Source organism: Dyadobacter sp. HNCC25DJ185, assembly GCF_056895195.1.
In genome coordinates this window covers 400,843-420,837 of record NZ_JBXHAR010000004.1, presented here as the reverse complement: position 1 = coordinate 420,837, position 19,995 = coordinate 400,843, and the positions used below count along the sequence as shown (strand labels likewise).

General features: G+C 46.4%; 16 protein-coding genes. 5 read left to right on the top strand and 11 right to left on the bottom strand.

Annotated elements, in window-relative coordinates:
* Positions 1–15 precede the first annotated feature (15 nt).
* Positions 16–570: an RNA polymerase sigma factor gene (locus tag AC1XUF_RS13590; protein WP_483342347.1), complete on the bottom strand. Its 555-nt coding sequence runs from the start codon at positions 568–570 to the stop codon at positions 16–18.
* Positions 571–844: 274 nt separating this feature from the next.
* Between AC1XUF_RS13590 and guaB the strand changes: the two genes are divergently transcribed.
* Positions 845–2,326: an IMP dehydrogenase gene (guaB, locus tag AC1XUF_RS13585; RefSeq protein WP_483342346.1), complete on the top strand. Its 1,482-nt coding sequence runs from the start codon at positions 845–847 to the stop codon at positions 2,324–2,326.
* A gap of 154 nt (positions 2,327–2,480) precedes the next feature.
* Here the strand turns inward: guaB and AC1XUF_RS13580 are convergent, their stop codons facing one another.
* Both AC1XUF_RS13580 and AC1XUF_RS13575 read right to left on the bottom strand, forming a co-directional pair.
* Entirely contained in the window at positions 2,481–3,137 is a 657-nt protein-coding gene (locus AC1XUF_RS13580; RefSeq protein WP_483342345.1) for a DedA family protein, read from the bottom strand.
* 28 nt (positions 3,138–3,165) lie between these two features.
* A complete protein-coding gene (locus tag AC1XUF_RS13575; protein ID WP_483342344.1) occupies positions 3,166–3,963 on the bottom strand; it encodes a phosphosulfolactate synthase in 798 nt (265 codons plus the stop codon).
* Positions 3,964–4,130: 167 nt separating this feature from the next.
* Here AC1XUF_RS13575 and AC1XUF_RS13570 point away from each other — a divergent pair, with 167 nt between their 5' ends.
* Complete coding sequence (locus AC1XUF_RS13570; RefSeq protein WP_483342343.1) at positions 4,131–4,601, top strand: PaaI family thioesterase; 471 nt, start codon at positions 4,131–4,133, stop codon at positions 4,599–4,601.
* On the opposite strand, the gene AC1XUF_RS13565 is transcribed toward AC1XUF_RS13570, so the two are convergent.
* Complete coding sequence (locus AC1XUF_RS13565) at positions 4,602–6,449, bottom strand: ABC transporter ATP-binding protein (protein ID WP_483342342.1); 1,848 nt, start codon at positions 6,447–6,449, stop codon at positions 4,602–4,604.
* Positions 6,450–6,586: 137 nt separating this feature from the next.
* Between AC1XUF_RS13565 and mazG the strand changes: the two genes are divergently transcribed.
* The 3 genes from mazG (at position 6,587) to AC1XUF_RS13550 (ending at position 8,598) form a co-directional block, all read left to right on the top strand.
* Positions 6,587–7,414: a nucleoside triphosphate pyrophosphohydrolase gene (mazG, locus tag AC1XUF_RS13560; protein ID WP_483342341.1), complete on the top strand. Its 828-nt coding sequence runs from the start codon at positions 6,587–6,589 to the stop codon at positions 7,412–7,414.
* Positions 7,415–7,554: 140 nt separating this feature from the next.
* Entirely contained in the window at positions 7,555–7,929 is a 375-nt protein-coding gene (locus AC1XUF_RS13555) for a hypothetical protein (protein ID WP_483342340.1), read from the top strand.
* 3 nt (positions 7,930–7,932) lie between these two features.
* Positions 7,933–8,598, top strand: a complete 666-nt coding sequence (locus AC1XUF_RS13550) for a thiamine diphosphokinase (protein WP_483342339.1) — start codon at positions 7,933–7,935, stop codon at positions 8,596–8,598.
* Here AC1XUF_RS13550 and AC1XUF_RS13545 read toward each other — a convergent pair.
* The 7 genes from AC1XUF_RS13545 to AC1XUF_RS13515 form a co-directional block, all read right to left on the bottom strand.
* Complete coding sequence (locus tag AC1XUF_RS13545) at positions 8,593–10,269, bottom strand: M1 family metallopeptidase (RefSeq protein WP_483342338.1); 1,677 nt, start codon at positions 10,267–10,269, stop codon at positions 8,593–8,595. The genes AC1XUF_RS13550 and AC1XUF_RS13545 overlap by 6 nt on opposite strands.
* The gene (locus tag AC1XUF_RS13540) at positions 10,266–11,249 is read right to left on the bottom strand and encodes a Kelch repeat-containing protein (RefSeq protein ID WP_483342337.1); all 984 of its coding nucleotides are present in this window, start codon (positions 11,247–11,249) and stop codon (positions 10,266–10,268) included. Before AC1XUF_RS13540 ends, AC1XUF_RS13545 begins: the two co-directional genes overlap by 4 nt.
* Before the next feature lie 140 nt (positions 11,250–11,389).
* Positions 11,390–12,766 (bottom strand): glucoamylase family protein, encoded by a 1,377-nt coding sequence (locus tag AC1XUF_RS13535; protein ID WP_483342336.1) that lies wholly within the window; start codon positions 12,764–12,766, stop codon positions 11,390–11,392.
* Between the two features lie 21 nt (positions 12,767–12,787).
* Entirely contained in the window at positions 12,788–14,461 is a 1,674-nt protein-coding gene (locus tag AC1XUF_RS13530; RefSeq protein WP_483342335.1) for a glucoamylase family protein, read from the bottom strand.
* Positions 14,461–15,303 (bottom strand): LamG domain-containing protein, encoded by an 843-nt coding sequence (locus AC1XUF_RS13525; RefSeq protein ID WP_483342334.1) that lies wholly within the window; start codon positions 15,301–15,303, stop codon positions 14,461–14,463. Before AC1XUF_RS13525 ends, AC1XUF_RS13530 begins: the two co-directional genes overlap by 1 nt.
* Positions 15,304–15,322: 19 nt before the next feature.
* On the bottom strand, positions 15,323–16,816 hold the full coding sequence (locus AC1XUF_RS13520; RefSeq protein ID WP_483342333.1) for a RagB/SusD family nutrient uptake outer membrane protein: 1,494 nt from the start codon (positions 16,814–16,816) through the stop codon (positions 15,323–15,325).
* Positions 16,817–16,829: 13 nt separating this feature from the next.
* A complete protein-coding gene (locus AC1XUF_RS13515) occupies positions 16,830–19,862 on the bottom strand; it encodes a SusC/RagA family TonB-linked outer membrane protein (RefSeq protein ID WP_483342332.1) in 3,033 nt (1,010 codons plus the stop codon).
* Positions 19,863–19,995: the final 133 nt, after the last annotated feature.

Here is a 19,995-nt window from a genome sequence, read left to right as displayed (position 1 = left end):
GCCTTTGTAAGTGTCTCAATTATCTGTGTGGTAGCTCGAAAGATTGTCTTTCAAAACCTTTAGGGACCTGGTAATGTGATATTCTACGGCTTTCTCCGAGATATGGAGTTCCTTCGCAATGCTTTTTACGGATTGATTTTCGAAACGGCTGAGTTGAAAAACCTTGCTGGTCTTTTCCGGAAGCTTTTTCATGGCCCTGTCAATGGCTTCCGAAAGATCGTTGAACTGAATCTTTTCTTCCGTGGAAGATATTTCCTGCATCTTATTCAAAAGCACCCACTCCTGATATTTCCGCCAGGTTATTTTTGATTTTAGATGATTGGTGATCAAATATTTCAATGCAATCACCAGGTAGGAGCTCAAATGGGTGATATTGCTTTCGAGCCTTCTTTTCCAGAGACTTTCAAATAAATCATGCACCAGTTCCTCGGATTCTTCCCTCGAGCCGGTCTGATGAAATGAAATGCAGAAAAGTTTGTACCAATAACGGTCGTATATCTCCTCAAAAGCACTTTTACTGCTTTCAGAAAGCAGAACTACCAGTTGTTCATCGGTAAATATTGGGTTCATCCGGATTCTGCAAAATAGAATACAAAGATATAGTCAAGAAAGTCGCCTTAACCCCTAAACCATTTTACGATATTTTTAATTATTTTAAAAAATACTCATTTGAGCATCTTTTTAGCAGAAAGAGGATTACTGATACCGGAATACAGGATCAACAATAAGGCGGATATTAAAAACCAATTCTTAAAAATTTAATATTTAGCTAACATCCAAATGTTTTGGTGGGCTCCAAAATAATTGTTAATTTTGCCCGGCAAATAACAATAGTTTATTTGCTATGAGCACAGACCCATCCAAAGTCCTCTTCGAGGCCCTCACTTACGACGACGTTCTTCTAATACCAGGTTATTCAGAAATTCTTCCTCGCAATACAACAACTAAGACCAGGCTGACCCGTAACATCGAACTCAACATTCCGGTTGTGTCCGCAGCTATGGATACTGTTACCGAATTCGAACTGGCCATTGCAATGGCCCAGGAAGGCGGAATAGGGATTATTCACAAAAATATGAGCCTGGAGGCACAGGCCGAGCAGGTACGAAAAGTAAAACGTTCGGAAAGCGGCATGATCCTCGATCCGATCACTTTATCAGATACGGCTACGCTTGGCGATGCCCACCAGATCATGCGGGAGTTCAAAATCGGCGGTATTCCGGTTATCGATGAAAATCACAAACTGATCGGGATTCTTACCAATCGCGATTTGCGTTTCGAAAGGGAAATGGCAAAGCCGGTGACCGAGATCATGACGAAGGAAAACCTGATCACCGCTTCTGACGGTTTGTCGCTCGACGACGCCGAGAAAATCCTCCAAGAGTACAAAATTGAAAAACTTCCCATTGTAGATGCTGAGTACCGGCTTACCGGATTGATCACGTATAAGGATATACTCAAACGGAAGTCCCACCCCAACGCCTGCAAGGACGAATACGGCAGGTTGCGCGTAGGTGCGGCAGTAGGTGTTACAGCCGACCTTTTGAAAAGGGTTGAAGCACTGGTAAAAGCCGGTGTAGATGTCATTAGTTTAGATACCGCACACGGCCATTCCAAAGGAGTGATCGACGCATTGAAATCCGTAAAAGCGGCATTTCCCAAATTGGATGTGATCGCCGGCAACATCGCCTCTGGCTCAGCTGCCATTGCGCTGGCCGAAGCAGGTGCCGATGCAGTGAAGGTAGGGGTTGGCCCGGGTAGTATCTGTACCACCCGTATCATCGCGGGGATCGGTGTTCCACAGTTAACAGCAGTAATGTGGGCAGCGGATGCATTGAAAGAAAATTATCCGGACGTGCCTGTGATTGCGGATGGGGGCATCCGTTTCTCTGGCGACATGACCAAAGCACTGGCTGGCGGCGCAAGCACGATCATGATCGGCTCAATGCTTGCGGGAAGCGACGAAGCTCCGGGCGAAATCGTGATTTACGAAGGCCGGAAATTCAAAGCTTATCGCGGAATGGGCTCGGTGGAAGCCATGGAAGACGGCTCGAAAGACCGGTATTTCCAGGACGCTGAAGACGATGTTAAAAAGCTGGTTCCCGAAGGGATTGTCGGCCGGGTACCCTTTAAAGGAAAGGTTTCCGAAATTGTATATCAAATGGTTGGCGGGCTGAAAGCAGGAATGGGTTATTGCGGGGCCGGAGATATTGCTTCCTTGCAAAAAGCCCAGTTCGTAAAAATCACCTCGGCTGGTGTAAGGGAAAGCCACCCGCACGATATCATGATCCAGAAAGAAGCACCGAACTATTCGTCGAAGTCTTAGAATGCTTCTTAGCTTTTAGATGTCTTCTTTTTTCGTTGAAATCAAAGGTTTAATAAATGGAAAAAGGCCTCGCAAAACGATATTTGCGGGGCCTTTTTGCGGATATGATATAGAGCTAAAAGGGGATGGGCCAGAAAGAGCGATTAACTTCAGCTTATGCCGCCGTCGGCTTTGTGAATTTGCTTCTGAAATAACCAAAAATCATGGGCAGTATTGAAATTCCGATGATTCCGAAAATGACCAGCTCGAAGTTCTTTTTCACGATATCCATGTTGCCAAAGAAGAAGCCTAGCAAAGTCAATGCAGGGACCCACAGTAAAGCGCCAATGATACAGAAAACGATGTATCGTGAGTAATTCATGCTTCCAGCGCCGGCAACGAAGGGCGCAACCGTGCGCACGATGGGGATAAAACGTGCCATGATGACGGTGCTTCCGCCATGTTTCTGATAAAATGCTTCTGTTTTTTCAAGATATTCCCTTTTCAGGAACAATACCCGCTCCCGTTTTTTGATCTCGCCGCCGAATTTTTTCCCGATGAAATAATTGACATTGTCTCCAAGGAGAGCAGCCACGATCAAGATAATAATGATGAGCCAGACATTCAGGCCGGTACCTTCATTGGCGGCGATGGCGCCAGCGGCAAATAGCAATGAGTCGCCGGGCAGCAGGGGCATAATCACCAGGCCGGTTTCCGTAAAAACAATCAGGAAGAGGATGAGGTAAGTAAGTGTCCCGTACTGCTGAACAATGTCGAACAAATGCTTGTCCAGGTGGAGAAAAATGTCAATAAACTGCTTGATGAATTCCATAGCTGCGATTAGGTGAGTAATAATGTGTTTAATTCTTGGAGTCTATTTTCCATTTTTGCTTGGTCTTGGCATTCAGGAAGTGATTAAAAGTATCTCCCCTCAGCCCCAAACGGATTGTTTCGAGTGGGATAAGTTCGGATGGCGCGATGTTACCCAGGTTCACATTGGCACCAAGCAACTTAACGAACCATACCTGCTGTGATTTTTGGGGCGCTTCCCAAAGCATATCTTCGAAGGCGATCTGGGTCAGGATTTCTTCTACCAAGCCCTGACGTACTTCTCCGCTGGCACGGAATAAGCCTACATTTCCGGATTCTCTGGCTTCGCCTATCACTTTCCAGGCCCCTGCTTCCAGTTCGGATTTGATGAGCTGGATCCATTTATAAGGGGGAATGATTTTGTTTTCATCCTTGGAACCTACTTCGGACAACACTGTGACCTGTTTGGAAAGCGTATGAATGTATTCGCATTTGATATCCTGGGCCATCTCGATAGAGCCGTCGGACACTTCTGCATATTTGAGATCGTATTTGTCAAGAAGCCTGCGATAGTCTTCAAACTGATTCCTGACTACAAACGCTTCAAACAAGGTGCCGCCGAAATAAACCGGAATATTGGCATTTTTATAAACGGCCAGCTTCTCGGTGAGATTCGGGCTTACGAATGAGGTAGCCCAGCCCAATTTTACGATATCAATGTAAGGAGATGAAGTGGACAACATATCTTCTGTTTCCCTGACACTGAGCCCTTTATCCATTACCATGGTCAGTCCCTTTTGACGGGGTTTCTCGGAGCGTTCAGGAACCTGCGATAACGTAAAATTCATATATGGGTATGCTTTTATCTCTGGCAAAAACTCGGGCAAAGGTAGTAATAACCTTTAAAACTTAGCAATTAAATCCAGACAATCGAGGCTGTATCATAGGTATTTCTACGATAATTACTATTTTTCGAATATGCAATATAATTCTCCATATCTATATCACTTTACGTATGTCGCACGGGAATAAGCCAGCGAGCGAGGAAGAAAATAAACGCCTTATTGCTTTACAACAATTGATAGGGAAACCAATGACGCAAAGTGTATCACCGGCAGGCAGGTGGCTCAATGGCAAACTCCTGGATATTCGGGAGGGCAGCATGGAGGCTGAGATTACAGTCAGGGAAGATATGACCAATCCCATGGGAACACTTCATGGCGGAATGGCCGCAGCTATTTTGGATGAAGTGGTAGGTACAATGGTCTACGGTCTGGGAAGGGAGTATGCCTACACCTCAGTCAATCTCAATTGCGACTTTTTGCATGCGGCAAGGCTGGGGGATACGCTCATTTGCAAAGCCAGGGTGATCCGGGCTGGCAAAAACATTGTGCATGTTGAAGGCGTGATTTATGATTTGCACGACAAAATCATAGCCAAGTGTACGAGCAATTTAATTCAGACCAGCTTGAAGATACCTTTTTAATTAAAGATAACCTTCTGCCTGCAAGTTGAAGAGCTCCGCGTATTTACCGTTTTGATTCAGAAGCTCCTCGTGGGAGCCGTATTCGACCATTTTACCCTTTTCGAGGAAAAGGATCCGATCGGCCATCCTTACCGTAGAGAAGCGGTGCGAAATCAGTACCGCCATTTTTCCCTCGATCAATCCGGAAAATCGTTTGAATACCTCGTGTTCTGCGCGGGCATCCAGCGCCGAAGTCGGCTCGTCCAGCACGACAATCTGGGCATCACGCATATAGGCCCGTGCCAATGCGATTTTTTGCCACTGACCTCCGGACAATTCTGTTCCGTCCTTAAAGCGTTTGCCCAAAACCTGTTCGAATTGATTGGGTAAACGGGCGATGAGTTCATGCGCCATGCTCATGTTGGCGGCAAGCTCGATAGCAGTTCTGTCATTAATATTGGAGATATCTCCCACGGCAATGTTATCGGAAACGCTCATTTCATAACGGATATAGTCCTGGAAAATGATGCCAATATTTGCGCGAAGATCGGCCAGCTGGAATCCCCGGATATCGGTCCCGTCAATGAGTATTCGCCCCTCTGTGGGCTTGTAAAGCGAAGCCAGCAATTTAACCAGGGTCGTTTTTCCTGCCCCGTTCTCGCCGACCAGCGCCAGTTTTTCACCAGACTCAATTGAAAAGGAAAGGTTTCGAAGCGCCCAGGAATCATTGTCGGGATATTTGAAGCCTACGTTTTCAAAGGTAATGCCCTTTCTGATCGGTTTAGGGATCAATCCTCCATTCTCGTTTGCAGGGATCGTGGGCTGGATTTCGAAAAAGTCGAACAAATCCTGCAAGTACAATGCGGCCTCCGCAATGCCTGAAAACCGGCCCATAATTCCCTGCAACATGCCGTGCATCCTTTGGAACGACCCCGAAAGGAACGTCATAGTTCCGATCGTGATTATCCCGGACAGCGTTTGAAACAACACAAAGACGTAGGCTCCGTAGTAGGCCAGTGTGCCAATAGCGGAAAGCAGGTAACCCCATCCCGCCCGACTGATTGCTATTTTTTTATTTGCGTTAAAATACTCATCCGAGAGTGCCTTGAAGCGATCGGCGAGATAATTTTCCAATCCAAATACTTTTACTTCTTTGGCTGTTTCGGCGCTGGAGCCCAGGTACCTGAGGTAATCCAATTCTCTGCGTTCTGGGGTCCAGCTCCTGGTTAACGAATAAGTTCGTTCATTAAAATGTGTTTCTCCTATGAAAGAGGGAATGACCGCAATAATCAGAATGAGAATCAGCCATGGATTAAACACGACCAGGCCAGCTCCCAGCGATAACAAGGTAAGAATGTCCTGCATTTGCGCCAGGGTTTGCGACAACAACACGGTTCTGCCGGAAGTTTGCCGCCTAGCCCTTTCCAGTTTATCGTAAAAAACAGGGTTTTCAAATTGATAGAGGTCCAGTTTGGCAGCGTGGTGTACCAGGTCCACCGAGGTTTTATTGGCAACCAGATCGCCTAACAGGCTGTCAAATAGGTTGATACAACGATTGAGAAGATCGGAAATAATGGTCAAAGCCAGCTCAGTCCCAACCAAAGTCCAAAGATATTGGTGGGAGTCGGCCCGATGGTTCATCAGGCGGATGACCTCATCAATGATTTCCTTGCCAATGTACAGGACCAATAACGGCAAGCCCGATTTTAAGAGTCGGAAAAGGATATTTCCAATTGTAAGTGCCTTGTTGGTCTCCCACACGAGCTTGAAAAACCGGGGGAGGTTCTGTAATGCGGAGAACCGTTTTTTGAAAGATGGCAGATTTCCCGAATCGGAATTATTGAAAGCTTTTGGCGGTGGTTTTCTCAATGATGAAATGTAAATGTTTGTAAGTCAATAATCGTTTTGCTCCCGGAAAAAGTTCGGTAACAGTGTTTGGGGCTCAATGCAAGTCGTTGAACCCTTTTTGGCCCGCGAATTGGTTTTTGATTAGCTATCTTTGTTTTATGGAAAAAAGCTTTGATTCTCTTACCGACAGCAGGAAAGAGCAGCTTATGGCGTTCGACCGGCTGCTGACCATTATGGACGAATTGCGTGATCAATGTCCCTGGGACCGTAAGCAAACCATCCAAAGTTTGAGGCACCTGACCATTGAAGAAACATACGAATTGTCGGATGCAATCATGGAGAACGACTTGCCTGAGATACGGAAGGAGCTCGGTGACCTGATGCTGCATATTGTATTTTATGCCAAAATAGGTTCGGAACAAACGGATGCTTATCAATTCGATATCAAGGATGTTTTGAACGGGATATGTGAAAAATTGATTTCCAGGCATCCGCATATTTATGGAGATTTTGTTGCGGATAGTGAAGAAGCGGTTAAGCAAAACTGGGAGAAACTGAAATTGAAAGAAGGTAATAAATCGGTTTTGTCGGGCGTCCCGGGTTCGCTACCCGCGCTGGTAAAAGCGATGCGTATCCAGGAGAAGGCCCGCGGCGTCGGATTCGACTGGGATGAAAGACACCAGGTTTGGGGCAAGGTAGAGGAGGAGTTGAAAGAGTTTCGGGATAATTTTAATATTGAATCTGAGGAAGTTATAGATAAGAATGAGGCTGAGGGCGAATTTGGGGATCTGCTGTTTTCTTTGGTCAATTATTCGAGGTTTGCCGATATCAACCCGGAAACAGCTTTGGAAAGGACCAATAAGAAATTTATCAAAAGATTTCAGTACTTGGAGGAAGCATCCAGAGCCGACGGTAAATCCTTGTCAGAGATGAGCCTGGAAGAAATGGATGAATACTGGAATGCCGCCAAGAAATTGGGAGTCTGATTGACTTGCATAGCGATTTTTTTTGAATTATAAACCCCTCAGTTTTTGAGGTGCTGACGTGTTAAAATTCTTTCGGATATTGCACGAAGTTTATGGATGCCGGCCTGGTCCCTGATACTCCCTCCAAAATAGCACGCATTATGTTCATAGAAGAAAGAATTAACCAATTGGAAAATATTGCAGTGGATCACGGTGCACAAATCGATATGATAGCGATCGGATTAGCAACGCTGACAACGACAGTTCAAAAAGGATTTGCGCGTTGTGAGGAACAATTCGCGAAGTACGATTTGGAATTCGCCTTCATGCACAATCAATTTATCAGGATTGACAACCAATTCACTGACCTGAACAAGAGAGTCGGCAATCTGGAAGTGAGAATGGATAATCTGGAAGCGAGGATGGATAATCTGGAAGTGAGGATGGGCAGCCTGGAAGTGAAAATGGGAAGGTTGGAATCCAAAATGGATCAGCGATTTGATCAGATCATTTCGTTGATCAATAGTAAATTTTAATCTATGTCCTCACATCATATCGTTAAGGAAAAACAGGAGCCAGCATTGATCATCGCAAACGGCGAAGCTTGCAGCGAAGAATTGCTCGGACAACTGTTGGAGTGGAGCCCTTATATCCTGGTGTTGGATCACGCCATTTATCGTGTTCTGGAACTGGGAATCAAGATAGACGCCTGGCTGGGGGATTTCGATCATCAGCATGATTTTGAGGATATCCGAAATCGTCAGCACCCGCTTGAAATTGTTAACACGCCGGATCAGGACAAAACAGATCTTGAAAAAGGGATTGATTTCCTGATTGAAAGAGGCTTTCCGGCAGCTAACATCGTATGGGCTACCGGCAGGCGACAGGATCATGCAGTTACAAATGTTACCAACCTGGTTCGCTACAAAGACAAGATCAAACTGGTGATGTTTGATGATTATTCCAAAATATTCCCGCTTGCCGGGGTTTTTGAAAAATGGTATGTAGCAGGAACGCCCATTTCCCTGATCCCAATTGGAACCGTTGATGGGATCCAGACGAGCGGATTGAAATATAATCTAAATAACGAAACCCTGACATTGGGACATCGAACAGGCAATAGCAATGAAGCCGCCGCCGATGGCATGGTCAGGGTTTCAGCCCAGAAGGGCGATCTTTTGATTATGGAATGTTGGGACTTATGAAGATTGGCTCGTTTCTTTAGATTCCACGTAAAAATTCCGGTCGACGGTCAATTTCTTTTCTGCTTTGGTCCTTAAAGTCTTCCATTCTGCCGATGGGTAAAGAAATTCGGCTTTCCCAGCTCCGATCATCACTTTTACAGGCATATCAAAGCCTTCCACGACATTAGCCCAGCGGTATTGAAGCCCTTTTGACCCAAAAGAATACTCTAACACCGGAACCCGGACATCGCGTAAGTATTGGTCAAAAACTTTTGAAAGGTTTCTGCCTGACTTGTCGCTCATATAGGCCTCGATTTGCGAACCATCCACGGTTTTGTGGTAAAAGGTTTTATTGAGGCCCCTCAGTATCTGTCGCCATTTTTCGTCGTCGTTGATAATCTGTCGGATCGTGTGCAGCATATTGCCTCCTTTGTAATACATATCCCTCGAACCTTCCTGATTCACACCGTACACGCCGACGATTGGTTTGTCATTGGCAATATTGGCGCGGGTACCTATGACATAGTCGGAACCTGCCTCTTTTCCAAAGTAGAATTCGGTGTAAAGGTTTTCTGAATAATTGGTGAAACTTTCGTGCACCCACATATCAGCTACATCTTTGTAGGTAATGTTATTGGCAAACCATTCGTGGCCGCTTTCGTGAATAATAATGAAATCCCATTTCAGTCCCCAGCCTGTCTTGGATAAGTCGCGGCCGAGATAACCTTGTTTGTACCCATTGCCATAAGTAACTGAGCTCTGGTGCTCCATGCCGAGATAAGGCACTTCAACCAGTTTATAGCCGTCTTCATAGAAAGGGTAAGGGCCAAACCAATGCTCAAATGCCTTCAGCATCATGGGAGCTTGTTTAAACTGCTCTTTCGCCTTTTCCAGATTTTTCGGGAGGACATAATAACTGACTTGCAAATCGCCTTTTTCACCTTTGAAAGTCTCCTTCCAGCTCACATAATTGGCGACATTCATATTCACACCATAGTTGTTGATGGGATTCTGGACAACCCAGTTGAATGTATGCGTGTTATCACTATTTTCGACAACCGAGCGAAGGTTTCCATTGGAAACGTCCATCATATTTTTGGGAACGGTAATGCTTATTTGCATGCTGTCGGGCTCGTCGTACATATGATCTTTACATGGCCACCAAACGCTCGATCCTAATCCCTGGCAGGAAGTGGAAATAATCGTGTTCCCGTCGCCGTCGGGTATCCACTGGATGCCCCCGTCCCAGGGCGGACGTTTGGCCAGCTTAGGTCTTCCGGAGTAGAAAACCTCAATAGTTTCTGTTTTTCCAACCTCCTGTTTTTTCTTTAAATAAATAAAAAAGGCATTGCCATCGCGTTTAAACTCCAGTGACTCGCCGTCCTGCAGCACTTTGCTGATCTGCATGGGTTGCTGTAAGTCTATCTGGATGACCTGGCTGGTTTTGAGAACCTTATAAACAACTTGTGTGCTGCCGGTCAGCGTGCTGTCCTGGGCATTTGGTTTTACATGGAGATGATAATAGGTGAGGTCCCACCAGGCACGTTCGGGAGTGATAGAGCCTCTTAACGTATCAGCATGTGTAAATTTTTGAGTTTGTGAAATGGCCTGGTAAGATATGGCCAGGAACAAGCAGCAAAGAATGGCTCGCAACATGAATGTTTTGTGTTTATCGACTTTAATTGTTTTCATTTATTATCAAGGATCTCCATATCATTTAGCTCAGGACCTCCGCCGCGGTTGCCAGAACCTGCAGCGATATATATTTTTTTATTTAAAGAAACGGCCTGCGTACCATGTCTGCCCTGGTGGAGGGAGGGTAACTTTTCCCATTTTTGTGTTTTGGGATTAAAAGCTTCTACTTCATGATGCGCCTCCACATGCGCATCGCTTTCACCGCCAATGACGAGTATTTTATTATTAAAAACCACTGTTGTATTACCCGCCCGCAAAGTGGGCAGATTGTTGGCTGGATCCAGTGTGGACCATTTACCTGTTTTGAAATCATAAATGTCTACCTCTTTGATCACAGTATTCAGAACCTGGTTGATCCTCGCGGTAGAAAGCCGGCCTCCCGCAACATAAAGCTTGTGGTCCAGGACTGCTACCTGAACATGGTCACGTGGTCTGGGGGCGTCGGTTAAAGTTTTCCAGGTTCCGGTTGCGGGGTCAAACTCGTCGAACCAGGATACTTGTCCGTCCCAATGACCATCCTGAATTCCGCAGATGACGTAGATTTTATCATTTAGAACAAAAGCTCCAGCTGCCCCGCGCCTTCTGTTTTCGGGGATGGCTGCGCCTTTCCGCCATTCATTTCTGACAGGGTTAAAAATATAAATGTCGGGGATTGGCACTTCGTGGGGGTAACCTCCCGTAAAAGCGCCCAGCACGTAAATTTCATCTTTGTAGGTTACCGCCTGAAAATGGCTCATTTCCAGAGGTGGTTGACTCAGGTGTACCCAGGCATCTTTCTTAAAATCGTATTCATCGACGGGCTTGATCCCACGTCCCCCTAAAAGGTACAACTTTCCGTTTGCGGTGGCCATTGCATTTTCAAGGCGTTTTTCAGGAAGATTTTCGGGCTCCGATACTTCCCATATTTGCGCAGATGCTGAAAATGCGCCGATTATCAGGCTGATCAGCAATGCTCCTGTTTTGCAGAATGATTTCATTTTGATGCCTTTAAGTGAAGTGGTTAAGCACTATTGCAGATGTTTTTTGCAAAAAAACAATATCAAGGTACAATTATATTTTATAAAACCGAAAGACCGGCTCGAGGCCGGTCTTTCGGTTAATTTCGGGCAAGCAATGATCAATTTTTAATGCTTATTTCCAGCGCGGGGCTTTCAAATCCAAGCTTTTTAAGGCCCTTTTGAATATCTGGGTCTTTCATAAAAAGTTTCCAAAGCAGCCCGGTCCTGTAATTCTCGATCATTACAATAATAGGGCCCTGGTCAATCGCCAGATGGGATTTAGCATACCAGTTTTGCGATTCATTAAAAGCATCCACAAAACCATATTCTGACCAGATTTTATCGCCGATATCATTATAAAAATGCCTCAGGGCTTTCATGGATTGTTGCGGCGTGTAAGGAAATGAAGATAAAGCGGCAGTTGGCGTGATGGTCCCGAAATCGTTGGTGGGAGAATGTGCATTGTAACCGTTGTAGGTGTCACTGGCAGTAAGGCCCCAGCTGTTTTCGCCGTAACCTTTGAACTTACCCGGATTATCGACACAATATTTGTAGTTGATAAGACTATGGTTGACGTTCTGCTCCCAATAGTCGGCATACTGATCTTTCAACTCACGTGGGTCCAGTCCAAGAAATGAATAATGGGCGAAGAATAAGGGTCCGCCGAATTCAAAACCCAGCGGGAGCTTTATCCCGTAATACTCCTTTCCATTTTTAAAATGGTCACTCTGTGCCCAGCATTTATTGTACACCTGCGCGGTAATGGGATAGCGTGGCGAAGATGCCGCCAGGATATAGGTGATCAATGTTTCGTTATAGCCCCTCAGCTCGAAATTCATTGCCCAGCCGTTGTTCGGGCTCCAGTGCCAATACAGCTGGTTAGGATTACCTCGTGTATACCAGTCCCACTCTGCTTCATCCCAAATCCAGTGGATCCTGTTGCGCAGTTCACTTTCGAGCTGATTGTCCGCGTTGAAATATTGCCCGGCAGCCAGGAGCCCCTGAAACAGGAACGATGTTTCAACCAGGTCGCCACCATCGTCCTTTCTTCCGAAAGGGATGATTTTTCCGGTAGCACCGTTGAGCCAATGTGGAAATATTCCATGGTAATGATCTGCTTTTGAGAGGAATTTAACCATTTTCAGCAGTCTTGCTGCAACAGAGTCTCTTGGTTGCCATTTTCTTTCTGCGGCCACGATCATGGCCATGACGCCGAAGCCAGTGCCTCCGGTGGTAACAACTTCATCGCCGTATTCGTAGGCAACATTGCTTCTTTCGCGGGACATACCACTGACAGGATGCCCGAAATCCCAGAAATAGCGAAATGTCTGCTTTTGAACCAATTCCAGCAAAGCTGTATCAGATAAATTCTGGGGACGTTCTGCCGGGTTAAAAACAGCCGGTTTGGGAGCAACGGCTTTTTTTTTCTGTGCGATGGAATCAAAAGGGACCCAAAGCAACAGCAGCCCAAGAAGGTAATATGAGGATATCTTCATGATTGAGTTTTAATAAATATCTTAGTTAAGGTGAGGGCTGCTGAACCCCAGCTTTTTGAGTCCGCCTTTCACCTCCGGGCAGCTCATGAACAATTTCCAGGGCAGACCGCTTCGCTGATTTTCTATCATAATCACAATCGGTCCCTGGTCGATGGCGAGGTAGGAATCGGCAAACCATAACTCGTCAAGTGAAAAGGCATCATGAAACCCATAATCGCCCCAGATTTTATCGCCGAGCTTGTAGTAAAAGAACCTCAACGCTCTCATCGATTCCTGCGGAGTATAAGGGAATGCAGACAGCGCGGCAGTTGGGGATATAACCCCCTTATCATTGGTAGGCGAATTGGCGTTGTAGCCGCCGGGAATGTCGCTCGCTGTAAGTCCCCAGCACTGGTCGCTGTATCCGTTGAAAGCCTGCGGATTGGTAACACAGTAGTTGTAATTGATTAGCGTGTGGTTTTTATTTTGGGTAAAATAGTTGGCAAAACGGTCTGTCAGGTCAGTTGGATTAAGTCCCAGAAACGAATAATGTGAAAAGAACAATGGGCCTCCATATCCCTCACCAAGGGGCAGCGTTATGCCGTAATATGCTTTTCCATTGACGAAGTTCGTGTTTCCGGCCCAGCCGTTATCGTATACTGCCTTGGGAATAGCGTGCGTAGGCGAGGAAGCCGCAAGCGCGTATGTAATCAGACATTCATTCCAGCCTCTGATCTGCTGGTTCATGTCCCAGTTGTACTCAGGGCTCCAGTGCCAGTACAGCACATCCTCATTGTTTTTCCTGAACCAATCCCATTCTACCCCCTCCCAGATTGCATTAATATTGGTGCGAAGGGCTGTTTCGGTGGCATCGGCCCCGTTGAAATACTGCCGGGCAGTGAGCAGGCCCTGGATCAGATAGGAAGTTTCGACCAGGTCGGCGCCGTTATCCTTGGTGCTGAATGCCTGTACCACTCCGGTAGCGCCATTGAGCCAATGCGGAAATGCGCCGTGAAACTTTTGTGCCTTGTCTTTCAGGAAACTGACGATCTGTTGCATGCGCTCAAGCCCCTGCGCCCGGGTAATAAACTTTCTATCGATTGCAATCGGGATAGTCATAATGCCAAAACCGCTTCCGCCGCTGGTTACCACATCTCCCGAACTGTTTCTTTCTCTTGCCAAACCGCTCACGGGATGCCCGAAATCCCAGAAATATTTGAATGTCTGCTTCTGCACAAGCGTAAGAAGCGCTTCGTCTGAGATCACCGGGAATTTGTCGGTTGAATCCAGGACAGTGGTGAGGTTAACATGGACTTCATTGAGCAATGTACCATTGGCCCTGGACTTTAAGGCCTTCGTGGCAGAAACCGTATAAGATTGAAGATAAGAGAGGTTCGAAACGGGTGTGACCAAAACCGCGCTGTCGCCATTTTCCAATGTCGCCGAAAAGGGAATCGCTTCCCCGGTTTTGGATTTAAATACAATTCCTGCCGTTAATGAGGCATCGCTCAATGACGACGAAAATGCAAATCTGATTTTTGGTTTCAGGTTTACATTCACGTAATCAAACCCTGAATAGGTTTCATTGACTTTCAGGCTGTTGAAGCCGAAAGAGGAGGGAGTTGTTGGGGTGGATGGCCCGGGATCTTTCTCAGATTTGCAGGAGATCCCGAGCCAAAATAAAAAGCCGACAAAGAGGAGGTTTCTAAAAGGCATTATTTCCCCCTTGATTCCAGTTTGACAAGTGCATCCAATTCACTGTCCTTTAATGCTACATCATAAATTCGCACCTCGTCCAGCAACCCGGTAAGGTAGCTTGCCCATGATTGGCCTTCAGCTCCGGTGGTCAGGCTTGGGGTAGTTTGGAACTGAACGGTACCGAACACCATCGGGCCTGGTTTGCTCCACTTAAGGTTTCCGAACTTGGGTACTGTGCTGGTAGCTGTTTTGGAGCCGTTCACATAAATAGAAAACGTAGAGCTTGTTGCATCGTAAGAAAGCGCAATGTGGTTCCACGAATTGTATAGGTTCACAATACCTTCTTTGGAAACCCAGGTATCAATACTATCATTTTGAATGTGGGCTTTGAAAATGCCATCTGTTGCAGTCCCGCCATTTTCAAAGAAAGTCTCGATGTTCCCCCAGAATCCATCTTTTTTGGAAAGACCCACCAGTCCGATAATGCCGCCTGCGGCGGTAGTAGACTGGCTGTTTACCCAATAGGTTAGCGTAAAACTTTTCAGGCCCAGAATCGCCGGTGTCGGATTGAAAAGCATATATCCGTTTTTCGCGCCTTTCATTGCCTTGCCTTTTAATCCGTTGGCGAATGTCGTTCCAGTATTCACGCCTGCTGTTTTGGAAATTACATCCGTATAATCACCATCAAATGGGAAGTGGGCGACAAGATTAGCAGAAGCAATTTCATCTGAAGAGGTGAACCCCCCGATGGAAACACTGGGAGCATAACTTTCAGGATCGAACTTTTCGTAACAGGAAGACGCTCCGACAACCAGTAAACCACTGATCGCCCATATCATTTTATTCTTTAAAGCTTTCATCGAAATTGTGGTTTACAAATTAATAACCAGGATTTTGAACCAATATACCCGCGCTCAGGTCCAGTTCGTTTTGCGGGATCGGCCAAACCTCATTCTTCCCGGCTTTCCAGCCTTTGGGGCCAAAAATCTCTGTGGCGCGTCCCTGACGGATCACATCAAAGTAGCGGTCAAACTCCATAGCCAGTTCTGAATGTCGTTCATTCCAGATCGCCAGCCGCAAAGCAGCCTTATCTGTGGTGGTCACCTTAGGCAGAATGGTTTTACTGGTACCTCTGGCGCGAGCCCTCACCAATTCGAGTGATGTCAGTGCCTGAGCTGTATTTCCGAGCTCATTGGCGGCCTCTGCATTCATTAACAATACCTCGGCATATCGGATAACCCTCACATTTTGTTGAGAGCCTTCATTAAATCCCGTTACATACAGTGAAAAGGGCACATAAGATTTTTGATTGTACATCGGATTATCACCAGTAGCCGGGATTGCATCTCCTGAAGGCGTTGTTTCTCCGCGGAAAATAATGGTAGCATCTCTTCTCGGGTCACCTGCTTCGTAGGAATCGGCCAAAACTTTGGTGGGGACATTGAAACCCCATCCCCCGCCTGTAACTCCCCTGACGCCCTGAACCTGTGAGTACTGCGAATTGGAAGCGTCCGCATTAGATGGGATCAGCTCATTCTGGATTTCAAAAATGGATTCGACCGAGTTTTCGTTGGGAATCCTGAACAATGCTTCATAGTTGGGGAAAAGGGAATATTGGCCCGACGTCATGACCTGATTGGTCAGGTCAAAAACCTGCTGCCATTTTTGCTGGTACATGGATACCTTGGCCAGAAGCGACTGGGCTGCCCCCTTGGTAGCACGTCCCAGGTCCGCAGCCCCATAGCTCAGGGGCAATATGGCAGCTGCGTCCGTCAGGTCTTTTTCAACGGCTGCGTAGACTTCTGCTTTTGGGGTGCGTGGAATATTGTACTCGGTAGCATCCTTTGGAAGTGAAAGGCGCAGAGGAACGTCACCAAATGCCCTTACGAGACGGAAATAGGAGTAGGCACGAACAAATTTGGCTTCTGCAATGTAACGGGCTTTCAATGTTTCGTCCATGGCGATTGCAGGAATGTTATCTATTACCTGGTTAGCATAGTTAATATTCTGATACTGCCCGGACCAGAAACCACCCAATTGACCGTCGCTGGATCCTACCGAAAAGTTATCATAATCATTAAAAAATGTGGCATCGGAAGGTGTACTGCCTTTTTCCACGTCATCAGATCCCATGCTTTCAACAGCTATAGGTGCGAATGCGGTATTGTTCCAGCCGCGGAGGTTGGCGTACATGGCATTTACTGCCTTTGTGGCATCTTCACCACTTTGCCAGAAAACGGCCCCGGCTTGTTTGCCTTGCGGGTCAGTATCCAGAAAGCTCTGGTCGCAGGATGACGGAATGATCAGCATGGAAGCCAGCCCGATATAGAGACTTGCCCGCTTCATATTGTTTTTGAAATCTATATTTTTCATGTCGATTCTGATATTAGAAAGTAACATTGATACCGAAGTTGTAGGTAGCCGAAAGCGGGTACACGTTGGCATCTATACCGGCTTGCGTCGGTTTATTGTCTGTTGCCCTTACCTCAGGAGAAAGCCCTTTGTATTTGAAGAAATTCAATGGGTTTTGCGCATTTGCATAGAGGCGCAGCTTGCGGATTTTGAGCTTTTCATTTACCGACTGCGGGAATGTGAAACCCAGCTGTGCATTTCTTACCCTGAAGTAACTTCCGCTTTGGACGAAGAATGTATTGGGAAGATAGTTTGACCCACCGCCGATGTTAGCAGAAGGATAGGTATTGGAAGTTCCGGCACCATGCCAGCGGTTATCATAAAAATCTTTGGTGAAATTCTCATTTCCATACCTCCAGCCCAAGTTGGCGTTATAGATATCTACTTTGTAAACGCCCTGGAAATCCAGCATCAGATCGATGTTTTTGTATTTCCAGTTGGTATTGATCCCATAGGTGAATTTCGGGTTTGGGTTACCGATCACTTGCCTGTCCAAGCCAGTGATTGCACCATCGGGTGTTCCATTGGTCCCGCTGATGTCACGGTATTTGAAGTCGCCTGGCTTTGCATTGGGCTGCGCGGATTTGGCGATTTCATCGGCGTTCTGGAAGATACCGTCTACAACATAGCCATAGAAAGAACCGATTGGGTCACCCACTTTGGTACGGGTTGCAAGCGCGCCGCTGGTAAGGCCTAAGCCCCCATCGTAGATAGGGTTAGCTCCTGACGATACGGATAAAACGGTGTTGTTATTGATACCTCCGTTGAAACCAATGCTGTACGAGAGGTCTTTACCGATATCATCTCTCCATGTCAATGCGAATTCAAAGCCTTTGTTCTGAAAATCGGCCTGGTTACCCACAATTCTTCCTGATTCGGTGCCGATTGAGCTTAGGACGGGAATATCAAAAATGGCCCTTTCGGTTTTCTTGATATAATAGTCAAGTTCGACAGACAGTCTGGATTTAAGAAAGGAGGCTTCGATACCAACGTCCGTTCCGACCCCTCTTTCCCAATATGTTGTGGGTGGAATGATCGTGTTAATACTGGCCCCCGTATTTAGCTGGCCGCCGAAAATCGCCGCCAGGCTACCACCGGTGGCGACCGTCAGAGTAGAAAGATTGGAAGGTACCGACGCATTTCCGATTTTTCCCCAACTTCCCCTGATTTTCAGGTTATCGAAAATGTTTTGTCCTTTCATGAAAGATTCGTTGCTGACCACCCAGCCTGCGCCTACGGATGGAAAGTATCCCCATGCATTGCCGCCCTGATAAAATTTCGAAGATCCATCAGCACGCAAAGACGCATTAATCAGGTAGCGATCCCCGAATGAATAATTGACCCGGCCAAAATAGGAGGCATAAGTAGCCAAATCGCCTTCATCTGTTACACTGCGACCGTCGGTATTTCCCAATGCCAGGTAAAGATCTCCTTCGCTGGAATAGGGGACATTCAACGCTTTAGCCGTGAGTTTGTACGATTGGTCACGCTGAGCTGATTGTCCGACCAGTGCAGTAAAGCTATGGTCTCCAAACTCTTTTGTATAGGTCAGAGTGTTCTCGAAAATCCAATAGCGCGTTTGAGGTCTGGTGAATTCCAGGGAACTGGTTGTATTGCGCTGCTTGAAAGTGGCAACATATTCAGGATTGTAATAGCGTGTTTCATCCTGACCATAACGTCCTCCAAGGCTTGTTTTGAAGGTTAAACCTTTCAGGACTGTCAATTCAGCATACGCGTTTGCCGTTAAGAGCGTCTTCTTCGTGTTTTGGTTATAGTAGTCTATGGTAACCTGCGGGTTGAAATTGTTACCATCACCCAAATTGTAATCAGTTGGGTCGCCATAGGTTCCGTCGGCATAGTAAACAGGTACCACGGGCCCGGCTGCATAAAGCTGTCTGAAAATACCACCCGCCTCATCTTTGGACTTACTGAAAGAGCCTGTTGCGGTATAACCGATCTTTAAAGCTTTGAAAACCTGGAAATCGTTCTGGAGACGCGCGGTATAGCGTTTAAAATTATTCTTCTCGACGATACCATCCTGATTCAGGTACCCGACAGAGAAATTATAGGTCGTCTTATCACTACCGCCGCTGATCGAAAGCTGGTGGTTGGTCACCAATGCGTTTCTCAGGATCTGATGGTACCAATCGGTTCCTTCCCCATATTGGGACGGGTCCAGAATATTTGCTTTGCCATTGATGTTGCTCAATTCATTCACCATCGTGGCGTATTCGTTGGCATTGGCCATTTTGATCTGGTTGGTCACTTTTTGAAAACCTACAAAGCCATTGTAATCCACGACTGCTTTCCCTGATTTTCCTTTTTTTGTTGTGATCAGCACGACACCGTTGGCTGCGCGAACACCGTAAATAGACTGGCTGGAGGCATCTTTCAGGATGTTCATACTTTCTATGTCGCCAGAGTTCAGGAAACTGATGTCATCAAACCATACACCATCAACCACGTATAGTGGATTGGCGCTGCCATATGCAGTTCCCACACCGCGGATACGGATCTGGGGGGCTTCACCAGGCTTTCCCGAATTGTTGATCTGAACGCCGGCAACTTTACCCTGCAAACCGCTTACGGCGTTCATGGAAGGCTGTTTGGAAATCTCCTCACCTTTTATCTGAACCACTGAGCCAGTTACATCAAGTTTCCGCTGGCTTCCGTAACCTACCACGACCACTTCGTTCAGAGCCTTTGCATCTTCTTGCAATGCTACGTTCAGAATGGTTTGTGTTCCCACTGGTATTTCCTGCGCGGTCATACCGATCATGGAGAATACCAGGATGGATTGCGGGGATGGGACTTTGATCGAATAGTTACCTTCAACATCTGTGGGAACACCCGTAGTTGTTCCTTTTATCAGCACGCTTGCACCGGGAAGGGCCGAACCATCCGAGCCGGAAGTGACCTTCCCTGTGACATTGATTTCCTGCGCATAGGACCAGGAGCCCAGAGACAGAAAAACGAGCATGTACAGTAATCGTACAGTAGTTTTCATTAGTAGATAATTGGTTGATAGAATTATTGTAAGAATAAATTGTCTCCAAATATAGATCCAGTGCATCGCCGGAATCAAAAAAAGCACTACATCACCATTACATCAATGAGAATAATGCAAGGTTTTATTGAAT